Here is a 12,609-nt window from a genome sequence, read left to right as displayed (position 1 = left end):
CGTATGCCGGTACATCGACATCATATCCTGCGTTATCTTATGATGGTACTCTGGTTAACCGGATTGGCACGGCTAACCTGTGCGCAGGCATTTCGTATCGATCATATCGGGGTTGCCGAAGGGCTGACACAAGGGTCGGTTTACTACATCTACAAAGACAGCCGCGGTTTTCTCTGGCTGGGTACGCAGGACGGACTGAACCGCTACGACGGCCAGCATTTCAAAACGTTCCGGCCCGACGCCCGTTTCCCGAAACAGGTAACCACCGAAGGGTCCAGAAATCACGGACGCCGGAGCACCCAAACCCGTAATGGTGCTATCCTGGGCGTTAATATTTTCGGGATCGTTGAATCACCGGACGGGAACCTCTGGATCGGAACCGAAGAGGGACTTAACCGGTACGACCGCCTGAGCAACCGGTTCGACTGTATTCAGGCTATTGCCCCCAACGGCACCAGTCTCTCAAACCGCACGTTACCTTTTTACAGTGATCAGAAGGAAGTGCTTTATCTGAGCGACCTCGAAGGCCTTGTGTCTATCGACTGGCATACCCTCCGGAAAACAGTACTCAATCCCGCACTACGGCCCACGCGGGAATATGACCTGCAAAGTTCCACCACCCGCACGGCCTCCGGCGATATCTGGCTACACGCTCCCAAAGGGGTGCTCCGGTATAATCTGGCCGAACGGAAAACCTACACTTATTTCAGCGACCGGCCCGACAACCAGGTTGGTGACCCACAGGCCATTTTTTCGTTTTTACTGGAGAAAGATCAGCAAACCGCCTGGCTCGGCACCTCTAATGGCCTGATCCGGCTCAATTATAACCAGTGTCAGTATGAGACCTATCATGCCTTTGCAAACCGGCCGATGAGCCCGGTCTTCAGCATGGACGAAGACCATAGCGGCGGACTCTGGCTGGGCACGCAGTCGGACGGGTTGCTGCTCTTCGACAAACGGGCACAGATTTTCCGGCAGTTTACCCGATTTACCAACAATAGCCGGCGGCTCTCCGATTTTGAGATTAACAAAGTCTTTGTCGACGACCATAACGTGGTCTGGGCCAACGTTGACCCTGACGGGCTGGCTAAAGTTATTCCGAATGCGTTTTTGTTTGGCGGCTTTACCCGGCAGAGTCAGAACGACATGGTGCCTGCCGAACAACAGCTGACCAACTATACCGTCCGGAGTTTTCTGGAAGAAACGCCCCGGCGCATCTGGATTGCCAATGAGGGAGGAATTGATGTGTTCGATCCCATGAGCTACCGGATTGTTGACCGGTTTAAACTCAACGCCCAGCGTCAGAACCTACCTACCTATAACCCTGTCAAAAGCCTCCTCCGCGACGATTGGGGGCGTATCTGGGTTGGCAGCATTGGTGGGGTACTGAAGTACTCGACAACCGCCAAAAGCTTCACCCGTATCGATTTCCCCGACAACTACAACAGCCTGGTGGCGGCAAACTACGTCCGGAACCTGTGTAGTCTCGACTCGGCCACGTTGCTGGCCGCCACCGAAGATGGCCTTTATCTGCTGGATGTGATCCACAACAGCTGGTCGAGGGCGCCGGTACTGGCCGGTAAAAACATTTTTTCGATTTGTCTGGACCCGCGAAACCGGCAATTATGGGCAGGCACCTACCTGAACGGCTTCCTGGTTTACCAGCTTCCGCCGGCCGGGCAGGCCGGCCCCTGGAAACTGCTGCGGCTCGGCTTAAAGGGCTTCACCGTGCTGAACATGCTCAACGATACCACGCGACACACCACCTGGATTGCCACCGATCGCGGGCTCGGGGCCTACAACCAGCAGACCAAACGCATCAGGCTTTTTACCGAATCCAGCGGACTGGCCAATGCCTTCATCTACGGCATTCTGATGGACGACCACAAATGCCTCTGGATGAGCACAAACCGCGGCATCGCCCGGTTTGATCCGGGCACGGAGACCTTTACCAACTTCACGCTGACCGACGGTCTTCAGGGCTATGAATACAACGGGAACGCGTACCTGAAAACCACCGACGGTAAACTTTACTTTGGCGGGGTCAACGGGTTCAATTACTTCCGGCCCACTCATTACCGGAGCAGCCTGTTCAACCCCAAAGTGCATATCTATGACCTGAAGGTCAACGAGGAACCGTACATGACCGACCGCTACGTAGGGGAAGTGCCGTCGATTGAACTGTCCTATGCCGAAAATACCTTTTCGATGGAATTTGCTGCCATCGACTACTTCAGCAACGGGCAGAATGTGTATCAGTACCAGCTCTCGGGCTATGACGACTGGTGGGTACAGGCCGGTAACAAAAACTATGTCCGGTATGCCAACATCCCGCCCGGTGATTACACCTTTATGGTCCGCGCCGCCAACAAAGACAAGCACTGGAGCGGTCATGTCCGGCAACTGCATATTCATGTGCGGCCACCGTTCTGGTTAAGAGCACCGTTTATAGTAACCATGCTGGTGGTGATCGGTACGCTGATTTACAGCATTTTTCGCGGACGGGTTAATGCTCTGCGTAAAAAACAGGCCGAACGCCTGCAACTGGCCTATGATATCCAGGAACAGGTCAAAAAAGACATTGCCCGCGACCTGCACGACGAGATCGGCACCCGGCTGGCGACGCTGAAGCTGTATGCATCGCAGTTGGTGCAGCACCTGCAGCAATCGCCGGATGTGCTGGGTATTAAGGCCAATATGTTCGGATTGATCAATGATACGATCAGCGATGTGCGCAACCTGCTCCGGAAACTCGACCCCCGGACGCTGGAACAGTATGGCTATGTGGCCGCGGTCGAAGAGTTGTTCGGACGGGTCAATGCCGTAGAAGCGGTACAGGCGCATTTAACCCTCAATCAGGCCCCCGAAAACCTGCCCCACCGGACGGCGTTGATGCTCTACCGAATTACCCAGGAGCTGCTGAACAACTCCCTGAAACATGCCGCACCAACACAGATTGACCTGCTCATTAAGGGGCAGGATACAAGCGTACTGCTCGAATACCAGGACGACGGGACCGGCTTCGATTATGATCTCTGCCAGCGCGGTTTAGGTATCGGCAATATTGAAGCACGGGTAGCCATGCTGCGCGGAAAAATCATCTGGATTACCGAGCCGGGCAAAGGAACACGGGTCATCATCGATATTCCGACACGCGATGGGCAACCGGCACCGGTTCAGAATTCAATGACGACATCGTCGCTTTCCGGATAGCCCGTACAGGTCAGCACCCATCCTTGCTGCAGGTCCCGTTCGGTCAAGACATCGTTGATCGTCATGTGCACCTGCCCCGACGTGCAACGGCCCGCACAGGTCGAGCAACGACCGCCCCGGCAACTGTACGGCAACGAAACCCCCTCGTCTAAGGCCGCCTGCAGAATTGATTTATAGGCTGGTACCAGAATGGAAAGCTCTTTTTCGGCAAACAGCAGCCGAACGATCCGGTCGGCTGACTGAACCGGCGGCGCACTGACAAAAACCGGTTCTACCACAAAATTTTCGCGGTGAATCTGTTCGGCCCGCATTCCGCTGAATACCAGGGTAAACTGTACCATCCGCATGTAATCGCCCGGCCCACAGACGAAGCAGGCAGCCGCGGCGAGCGGGCCGTGCAACAACGTCGGTAACAAGGTTTCCAGCAACACATTATTGAGCCGGCCTGTCCGGACGGTGCCTTTCAGGCCTTCCCCGTCCTGCGTGGGGTGGCTGAGCAGATGGACCAGCTGCAAACGGTCGGGAAATAAATCGGCCAGGTTATTGAGTTCCTCCCGGAAAATGATGCCCCGCTCCCGGGTATTGCTGTAGAGCAGGGTTAATTTCGCCGTTGTCGTCGTCAGGGCCGCTTTGATCAGGCTTAAGACCGGTGTGATGCCACTGCCGGCCGCGATAAATAACAGGTCCTGCGGCTCCTTATCTTCTATCCGGTTCAGGGTAAACCGGCCGGCCGGTGCGAGGCACTCAATCACATCGCCCGGCCGCAGTGTATTGAGCAGGTAACGGGAAATCGCTCCGTTTTCGACCCGTTTGATGGTCATCCGCAAGGGTTCGCCAGGTACCGAACTAATCGAATATGACCGGCGCACCTCCTGTTCAACGGCCTCCTCGCCGCCTTTCGGATGCAGGATAACCGTCAGAAACTGTCCCGGCAGATAGGCCACCGGCTGCCCGTCGACTGATTCAAGGTAATAACTGTTTGTATCGGCCGTTTCGGCCTGAATGTGTGTGATACGAAGGTGAAGCGTATTGGTCATATCGGTAAACAGCGGTTCACTAAAGCAACTGAATTTCGTCCGGAGATAAGGCAGTGTATTTCACGATGAGGTCAACCGGCATACCGTCCTGTTTCATCTGACGAGCGATCTCGCGGGATTTCTGCAACTGACCTTCTCCCCTTGCCGTCTCTATAACATCCTTTTCAATGCTCTTATTTTCCAGTGTCCTGATGTAGGCTGTTTTTTCATCGGGAGTAAGCGCATCAAAATCGAGCCGCTGCCGGACGCCTTCAAGCCCCTTGGCATTGAATTCATCCCTTACCTGATTATTTTTCAGATAATAGATCCATTGGTCGAGGGTATCCTTAGCTACATCATCAAACCGATTCACTTTAATGATGTAATATTCAGGATAAATCTGGTAGATGTGTTCATGGCCAAACGACGATTTTTGTTTAGCCGAAAGCCCCAGCACATCACCTCGATGAATGCCGACAAATTCATTTCTACCATGATACACATAATCCTCACCCTGCCCCAGATCAAAGTAGACAATGTTGATTGAGTACACTTTCCGTACGCTCTTGTAAGAATCGCCCAGCCGGAAATAATCGGTCAGGGCCTTAGACGTACCAAACAACATCCGCTGAAAATAATCAGCCTCACTATTATCCTGAAGTTCTATGATTACCAGCTCTTTCCGGCTATTCAGGGCCAGCATGTCCACCCGGTTAAACTTCGTCATTTCATCATCCTGATTACCTTCACTTTCCAGAATTTGTTCAATCAGAATGTCTTCCCGCAGCAGTTCCGATAAAAAGCCTTCCAGGACTACGTAATTAGCCTTATTACGCAGTAACCGCTTCATTGCCCAATCGAACCGAACCAGATTTTTAGCCATGGTACTTTTTTTTCAAAGATACATCAATTCTCTTCGCCCGAAAATCGGGCATATCCTGCCGAAAGCTCTTCTTCCTCCTGCATCGCGGGTTGGGTTAACGCGGCCAAACGTGTAACTTTGCCGATTCTATGGCAAGACTCTTAGCAATTGACTATGGCACCAAACGCACGGGGATCGCGGTTACCGACCCGATGCAGATTATTGCTACCGCACTCGAAACCGTCCCGACCCATCAGTTGCTCGATTTCCTGAAAAAATATACCGGAGCCGAAGCCGTTGAGGCCTTTGTGGTCGGGATGCCCACCCGGCTGGATGGCACCGATACCGATAACACACAGCGGGTCCGCCAGTTTGTAAGCCGGCTGGAGAACGCTTTGCCGCAAATTCCCGTTTATCTTCACGATGAGCGGTTTACGTCGTCAATGGCTTTGCAGGCAATGATTGCCGGAGGCACCAAAAAGAAAGACCGGCGTGAAAAAGGCAACATCGACAAGGTGTCTGCCACCATTATTTTACAGTCGTTCATGGAAAGCAAAAAATAGTGCGCCCGATAGAACCTCTTCACTGACTGCTATCAGACGACACTCATTGTCTAATTATGATTCTTCCAATTGTTGCGTACGGCGATCCTGTTTTACGGAAGCCGGCAAAAGACATCGAGCCCGGCACGATCGATGTAAAAAAATTCAGTGACGATATGTTTGAGACGATGTACGCATCGTCGGGAATCGGGTTGGCGGCCCCGCAGGTCGGACAAGGTATCCGGCTGTTTGTCGTCGATGGTACACAAATCGACGCCGATGAGCCCGAAGAGGAGAAAGACCCGAGTCTGATCAACTTTAAAAAGGTATTTATCAATCCGGAAATTATCGAAGAAGACGGCGAGGACTGGGGATTTGAAGAAGGATGCCTGAGTATTCCGGGCATCCGGGCCGAAGTGTACCGCCCTGAAATCATCCGGATCCGCTACGTTGACCTCGACTGGAACGAACACGAAGAAGAGTATGACGGCATGGCGGCCCGTATCATCCAGCACGAATATGATCACCTGGAAGGCAAGCTGTTTACCGACTACCTGTCCCCGCTGAAGCGTCAGCTGATCAAAAAGAAACTCTCCGACATCACGAAAGGCAAGGTTGATGTCGATTACCGTATGCGGTTCCCTAAATAACGGGCCAAACAGCGATGCCTGAGGTCAGGCATCGCTTTCGATTCCTGCTATGCACATTACTCTCATTCAAACCGATCTCTACTGGCAGGACCCTGTTGCCAACCGGGCCATGCTCGAAGAACGCATCTTTGGCTTACCCGAAGCCACGGATCTGATTGTACTGCCTGAAATGTTTACGACTGGTTTCACGATGCAGGCTGCTTCGGTGGCCGAGCGGATGAACCTGACTACATTCCGGTGGATGAAACAAATGGCGGCCCAGACGGGGGCGGTTGTCACGGGGAGTTATGTGGTGCAGGAAGACGGTCGTTTTTACAACCGGCTGGTCTGGATGGAGCCCGACGGGACCTTTGACACCTACGACAAGCGACACCTGTTCCGCATGGCCGGCGAAGACAAAACCTATACGGCCGGCAAACGGCGGCTGGTGAAAGAATGGAAAGGCTGGCGCATTTGCCCGCTGATATGCTACGACCTGCGGTTTCCGGTCTGGAGCCGCAACCGGGTGCCTGAATCCGGCCCACCAGCTCTGCTCGATTACGACCTCTTGCTGTATGTAGCCAACTGGCCGGAAGTACGCCGTGAGCCGTGGAATACCCTGCTCCAGGCGCGGGCCATTGAGAACCTGAGCTATGTCGTTGGGGTGAACCGTGTCGGCGCCGACGGAAACGGCATTCCTCACAGCGGTGACTCAGCGGTTATTAATTACAGAGGGGAGGTACTGGTCCGGCACACGCATACGGAAATCTGCCACCAGCAAACGCTGTCGCTGGACGAACTCCGCGACTTCCGCGCTAAGTTTCCGGCCTATCTGGATGCAGACGGGTTTGGATTGACCTAACCGTAGAGACGCAATATCTTGCGTCTCCCTCTCTCCGGATAATGCACTACTCACCGGTCTCTTGATAGCCCCGCCGGTAAGCAGAGACGCCATTGTACTGAGACTGAGACGCAAAATATTGCGTCTCTACTCGAGGACTTTGGGAACCTGGAAAAACTGCTCGTCGTGTTGCGGGGCGTTGGCCAGGGCGCGCTCACGGCTGAGGTGTTCGCCGACCGCATCTTCCCGGACTACGTTTAGTTCTTCCGAAATATGCATCAACGGTTCCACACCTGTGGTATCCACTTCGTTCAGTTGTTCCATCCAGGTCAGCACCTCGTTCAGGCTGCTCAGCATACCCGCTTCTTCTTCCGGACGGACTTCCAGACGCGCCAGATGCGCAATCTTATGTAAGGTTTCTTTATCTACTTTCATATGTCTGTACGCAATTGAGTCACTCTGTCTGCGGCGGTACTACCTACCAACGGACTGAGTCAGCCATTACACACTGGTTACTTTTTCAGACTTCATCAGTTCGGCATCAATGACCCGGAACGTTTGCTCCTTCAGGCGCTCCACATCTTCCTGGGTCATGCCCTGCGTAGAAATCGGTTCGTGGACCACTACCCGGATTGCCATGTGATGCATCCGCATCTTTTTCTTGTCCGGCAAAATCTTATAGTTATTCAGCAACGAAATCGGTACAATCGGCACTTGCTGCTGAATGGCCATCGTAAACGCACCGTCCTTAAACGGGTAGGCCATCTTCGGCGGCTGTTTGGCGCGGATGCCTCCCTCCGGAAAAATCACAATACTGCGGCCTCTGGCCAGCGTCCGGATGCATTTGTTCAGCGAATAGGCGCGGCTTTTGGCTTCCTCCCGCGTTACCTGAATGTGCAGTTTGGCAAACATATACCCCAGCAACGGGATTTTCTTTACCTCACTCTTACCGACAAAAGCGTAATAGTTTTCAATCACTACCCCCATCATGGCAATGTCGAGGTACGAAAAGTGATTGGCGCAGAAAACATAGGCCCGCTTCGGATCCGGCCGGAACCGGTACTCTACCCGCACAGGCATACCAATGCCAAAGAAAAACAGCTTTCCCCAAATGTAATTAATCCGGTGGGCGGCCGGTTTCCATGCTTCCCGCTGCAAACAGATGTATTGTACCGGAAATAAAATCAGATACAGCACGCTGATCCAGACAGCACACCAGATTGAGTAGAGGAGATTCATATCGCTTAAACCAGCGACAGAGCCGGCGGCTACCTCTCCGGCAGTTTCCGGCTCCGTCGCCCTACTGTATTAGTGTTTAAAATGCCGGACGCCCGTGGTCACCATGGCCAGGCCGTTCTGATTGCAGTAATCAATCGAATCCTGATCGCGGATTGAACCGCCGGGCTGGACCACGGCAGTGATACCGGCCTGATGGGCGATTTCAACGCAGTCAGGGAACGGGAAAAACGCATCAGATGCCATTACCGCGCCCGTCAGATCAAAACCGAACGATTTTGCCTTTTCGATGGCCTGTTTCAGGGCATCAACGCGGCTGGTCTGGCCGACACCGCTTGCCAGCAGCTGACCTTCCTTAGCCAGTACAATCGTGTTTGACTTCGTGTGCTTGCACACTTTCAGAGCAAACTCCAGCGCCGATAGTTCGCTGTCGGTCGGTGCTTTGTCGGTAACGGTCTTAAACTGAGCCGCTACTTCTGTCTGACGGTCCTGATCCTGTTCCAGTACCCCGTTCAGGATAGTTTTGATCATTTTCGACGGCAGCGTTACTGGTTTGCGGGTCAGCAGAATCCGGTTTTTCTTCGACTTCAGCAGGTCGAGGGCTTCCGGTGCATAGTCAGGCGCAATCAGGATTTCCATGAACAGCTTATTCAGCTCTTCGGCCGTTGCCAGATCAACCGGCACGTTGGAGATGATTACCCCGCCAAAGGCCGATACCGGATCACAGGCCAGGGCATTCAGGTAGGCCTGTTGCGGCGTGGCTGCCGTAGCAATACCACAGGCATTGGTGTGCTTGATAATGGCAAACGTAGCGCCTTCGGAGGCCGAAAACTCGTCGATCAGGTTGACGCAGGCGTCTACGTCAACGAGGTTGTTATACGACAGTTCTTTGCCGTGCAGCTTGTCGAACATCGCCTCCAGATCGCCGTAGAACGTAGCTTGCTGATGCGGGTTTTCGCCATAGCGCAGCGGGTTGGCCGGTAATTGTTTGTACGACGACTGGTCGTCGGCCGTAATACCGGCAAAATAACCGTGGATGGCGGTGTCGTAGTGCGATGTAACGCCAAATGCGGCTTGGGCAAACTGCTTGCGGTCGGCGAGTTCAGTACCGCCGTCTTTTTCCGTCAGCAGATCAACTACAGCACCGTACTGGCTCCGCGACGATACGATCAGCACATCCTTATAGTTTTTGGCGGCTGCCCGGATCAGCGAGATACCGCCGATATCAATTTTCTCAATAATATCTTCCTCTGACGCACCTGATGCAACCGTTTCTTCGAACGGATACAGATCAACCACCACCATGTCGATGTTCGGAATCTGGTGGCGTTCGGCCTGGGCTACGTCCTGATCCAGATCACGGCGGTAAAGGATGCCACCAAAAACGGCAGGGTGCAGTGTTTTCACCCGGCCACCAAAGATCGACGGATAGCCAGTCAGGTCTTCGACGGCCGTAACCGGAATGCCTAACTCTTCAATAAATGTCTGGGTACCACCTGTTGAATACAGTTTTACATTGTGCTGGTGCAACAACTTCACCAGGGGTTCGAGACCGTCTTTGTAATAAACGGAGATTAAAGCGGAGGAGATTTTCATGATTCTTCCTGAACAGCATCCCTGCTGTTTCCAGCCTTTTGATTGATTTGATTGCCGGATTTGACGTTCGATGGAGCTTCGGCACGATACCGTTTGCCCTCAATGAAGCCGCAAAGATAACCAAAAGCCTGCATACCACACGCGTTCGTAGAGGCTTCCTCACGAATGCCGGTAAATTTCCGTTATTTTTGCCCTGTAGCACGGACCGGGTCGCCGACCGGGCGCCGGACGATGATCTTCCGGGCGAATGAAACACAACAATGAGTACATTCAAAAAACTGGCCGGAGACACGGCCTTATACGGTGTCAGCACCATTCTGGCGCGATCCATCAACTTTGCGCTGGCCCCTATCCAGACCTATGCCTTTGAAAATCCCGCTGATCTTTCGTCTAATGTAACGCTGTATGCCTGGATCGGCATGCTGATGTCGGTCTATACGCTGGGGCTCGAAACGGCGTTTTTCCGGTTTGCGGCCCGGGCAAAAGGCCCTGAACTGGCCGGCGAGCGGCAGTTGATTTTCAACCGCAGCACAAGCCTGCTCATCTTGTCGGGCCTGGTTCCGGCCATCCTGACCACACTTTTTGCCGAGCAGATTGCCAGCTACCTCGGCTATCCGGGCGAAACAACCGCCGTGATGTGGTCCGGTCTGATTCTGGCGGTTGATACCATCGTGGCCATCCCGTTTGCCCGCCTGCGGGTCGAAAACAAAGCCCGCCGGTTTGTTAAGGCGAAGGTGGTTAACATTCTGATTAATGTCGCTCTGAACATTTTCTTTATCGTACTCTGCAAGGATATTTCGGAAGGCGACTATCTGACCGCCCTGCAACCGGTTGCGGCCTGGATTTACCGGCCGGAGATTGGCCCGGCCTATATTCTGCTGGCCAACCTGCTGGCCAATGCCCTGTATTTTGTCTTCATGCGGGATGCCTTTGCCGGTTTCCGCTTTACCTTTGAGTGGGCCGTTGTCCGGACCTTGCTCGCGTACTCCCTGCCCATTATGCTCACTAACATGTCGGGGGTGCTCAACTCGCTGACAGACCGCTTGTTGCTCCGCCGTTTTCTACCCGACAATTTCTATCCGGGCCTGACGTCGGAGGATGCTCTGGGTATCTACGGCAACTGCCTGAAGCTGTCTATTTTTATGGCGCTCGCCATCAACTCCTTCAAGTTTGCGGCAGACCCCTTCTTTTTCAGCCGGGCCGAAGACAAAAACTCGCCCAAACTCCTGGCCGACGTGACCAAATGGTTTATCATTGTATGTGTGGTGCTTTGGCTCGGCGTGAGTCTGAACCTCGATCTGGTTGGCCTTTTGCTTTCACCCAAATACCGCGTCGGGCTGGTTGTGGTGCCTGTATTGCTGCTGGCCAACCTGTTTCTGGGCGTTTATTACAACATCTCGTTCTGGTTTAAGCTTAGCGACAAAACAAAGTTCGGCACCCTGATTACCGTTATCGGCGCCATCACGACCATTGTGCTGAACATGGCACTGATCCCGCGCATGGGCTATATGGGGTGCGCCATTGCCTTCCTGGCCTCCAGCCTGGTCATGATGGTCTTGTGCTATGTGCTCGGAGAGAAGTATTATCCGGTGCCGTACCACCTCAAATCAGCTGTGTGGTACATCGGCAGCGCAGGGATACTGATTTATTTTTCGGGGCAGATTACCATCAGCAATCTGTGGATTTCCGTGCCGTATCACCTGGCGTTGTTTCTGGCCTATCTCGGCACGATTGCCATTATTGAGCGGGATACGGTTAAGCTGGCACTGGCCCGTTTCCGGAAATAACCGGGCGACCACACTTAAGGCAGTCATTGGGGCGACCACACTCAAGGCAGTTATTGGGGCGACCACACCCAAGGCAGTTATTGGGGCGACCACGTGGGGTCGCCCGTACGGGGAAAGGGAAAAGGTTATTTAATATCCCGTAGTAGTTTGTTGGCGTAAATGAATTCGTTCAGTTCCGGAACGGTCGAACGGGTAATGGTGGAATTATCACCTTCCCACATTTTCAGGCCTTTGTAGAGGAACATGATTTTTTCGCCAATCTCCAGCATCGAATTCATGTCGTGGGTAATTACGACCGTTGTAATGTTAAACTCGTCGGTAATTTCCTTAATCAGCTGATCGATCTTGATGGATGTCAGCGGATCGAGGCCCGAGTTTGGTTCGTCGCAGAAGAGGTATTTCGGGTTCATGACGATGGCGCGGGCAATCCCTACCCGTTTTTTCATCCCGCCCGACAGCTCCGAAGGCATCCGTTCGGCAGCGGCCTCCAGCCCGACACGCTGCAAACAGAACATAGCCCGTTCTTCTTTCTCGGCCGAAGGCGTTTCTGTCAGCATATCAAGCGGAAACTGTACATTTTCCAGCACCGTCTTCGAATCAAATAAGGCCGATCCCTGAAACAGCACCCCCATCTCACGACGGATTTCCTTCTGCACCTCCTCATCGCCCGTCAGAAAATTCCGGCCATTATACAACACCTCACCCTGATCGGGTTTCACGAGGCCGATCATGCATTTCAGCAAAACACTTTTACCGGTACCGCTGCCACCAATAATCAGGCTGGTTTCGCCGGGTCTGAAGGTTCCGCTGATGCCGGCCAGCACCTGCCGGTCGCCGAAGGTTTTGGCAATATTTTTTATCTCAATCATTGTCTGAATCCTTATGAA

At 53.3% G+C, this 12,609-nt stretch carries 11 protein-coding genes; 5 read left to right on the top strand and 6 right to left on the bottom strand.

Going from position 1 to position 12,609, the window contains the following annotated elements; translation table 11 throughout:
* The first annotated feature begins 39 nt into the window (after nucleotides 1-39).
* Nucleotides 40-3,213, top strand: coding sequence for a sensor histidine kinase (locus BLX24_RS26150; RefSeq protein WP_229201896.1), 3,174 nt, complete (start codon nucleotides 40-42; stop codon nucleotides 3,211-3,213).
* On the opposite strand, the gene BLX24_RS26145 is transcribed toward BLX24_RS26150, so the two are convergent.
* Together BLX24_RS26145 and BLX24_RS26140 are read right to left on the bottom strand one after the other, a co-directional pair.
* Complete coding sequence (locus tag BLX24_RS26145; RefSeq protein ID WP_071506184.1) at nucleotides 3,177-4,250, bottom strand: 2Fe-2S iron-sulfur cluster-binding protein; 1,074 nt, start codon at nucleotides 4,248-4,250, stop codon at nucleotides 3,177-3,179. The genes BLX24_RS26150 and BLX24_RS26145 overlap by 37 nt on opposite strands.
* A 19-nt stretch (nucleotides 4,251-4,269) precedes the next feature.
* On the bottom strand, nucleotides 4,270-5,112 hold the full coding sequence (locus tag BLX24_RS26140) for an Rpn family recombination-promoting nuclease/putative transposase (protein WP_071506183.1): 843 nt from the start codon (nucleotides 5,110-5,112) through the stop codon (nucleotides 4,270-4,272).
* A gap of 128 nt (nucleotides 5,113-5,240) precedes the next feature.
* On the opposite strand from BLX24_RS26140, the gene ruvX reads away from it, so the two are divergent.
* The 3 genes from ruvX to BLX24_RS26125 are packed head-to-tail and all read left to right on the top strand — an operon-like array spanning nucleotide 5,241 to nucleotide 7,124.
* Complete coding sequence (gene ruvX, locus BLX24_RS26135; protein WP_071506182.1) at nucleotides 5,241-5,654, top strand: Holliday junction resolvase RuvX; 414 nt, start codon at nucleotides 5,241-5,243, stop codon at nucleotides 5,652-5,654.
* Between the two features lie 56 nt (nucleotides 5,655-5,710).
* Nucleotides 5,711-6,283, top strand: coding sequence for a peptide deformylase (gene def / locus BLX24_RS26130; RefSeq protein WP_071506181.1), 573 nt, complete (start codon nucleotides 5,711-5,713; stop codon nucleotides 6,281-6,283).
* Between the two features lie 49 nt (nucleotides 6,284-6,332).
* Nucleotides 6,333-7,124: an amidohydrolase gene (locus tag BLX24_RS26125; protein ID WP_071506180.1), complete on the top strand. Its 792-nt coding sequence runs from the start codon at nucleotides 6,333-6,335 to the stop codon at nucleotides 7,122-7,124.
* A 126-nt stretch (nucleotides 7,125-7,250) separates the two neighbouring features.
* Here the strand turns inward: BLX24_RS26125 and gatC are convergent, their stop codons facing one another.
* The 3 genes from gatC to purH all read right to left on the bottom strand — a co-directional run bounded on the left by gatC (nucleotide 7,251) and on the right by purH (nucleotide 9,935).
* On the bottom strand, nucleotides 7,251-7,538 hold the full coding sequence (gene gatC / locus BLX24_RS26120) for an Asp-tRNA(Asn)/Glu-tRNA(Gln) amidotransferase subunit GatC (RefSeq protein WP_071506179.1): 288 nt from the start codon (nucleotides 7,536-7,538) through the stop codon (nucleotides 7,251-7,253).
* Nucleotides 7,539-7,604: 66 nt separating this feature from the next.
* A complete protein-coding gene (locus BLX24_RS26115; protein ID WP_071506178.1) occupies nucleotides 7,605-8,342 on the bottom strand; it encodes a lysophospholipid acyltransferase family protein in 738 nt (245 codons plus the stop codon).
* 69 nt (nucleotides 8,343-8,411) lie between these two features.
* Nucleotides 8,412-9,935: a bifunctional phosphoribosylaminoimidazolecarboxamide formyltransferase/IMP cyclohydrolase gene (gene purH / locus BLX24_RS26110; protein WP_071506177.1), complete on the bottom strand. Its 1,524-nt coding sequence runs from the start codon at nucleotides 9,933-9,935 to the stop codon at nucleotides 8,412-8,414.
* Nucleotides 9,936-10,195: 260 nt separating this feature from the next.
* Here purH and BLX24_RS26100 point away from each other — a divergent pair, with 260 nt between their 5' ends.
* Nucleotides 10,196-11,722 carry a polysaccharide biosynthesis C-terminal domain-containing protein gene (locus tag BLX24_RS26100; protein ID WP_071506175.1) on the top strand — a complete coding sequence of 509 codons (1,527 nt, stop codon included), beginning with the start codon at nucleotides 10,196-10,198 and terminating at the stop codon, nucleotides 11,720-11,722.
* A gap of 125 nt (nucleotides 11,723-11,847) precedes the next feature.
* On the opposite strand, the gene BLX24_RS26095 is transcribed toward BLX24_RS26100, so the two are convergent.
* A complete protein-coding gene (locus BLX24_RS26095; RefSeq protein ID WP_071506174.1) occupies nucleotides 11,848-12,591 on the bottom strand; it encodes an ABC transporter ATP-binding protein in 744 nt (247 codons plus the stop codon).
* Nucleotides 12,592-12,609: the final 18 nt, after the last annotated feature.

Origin of the sequence: Arsenicibacter rosenii (assembly GCF_001870735.1) — a bacterium.
Classification (GTDB): domain Bacteria; phylum Bacteroidota; class Bacteroidia; order Cytophagales; family Spirosomataceae; genus Arsenicibacter; species Arsenicibacter rosenii.
The sequence above is the reverse complement of the archived record's forward strand: the minus strand, read 5'-3'. Positions and strand labels throughout refer to the sequence as shown.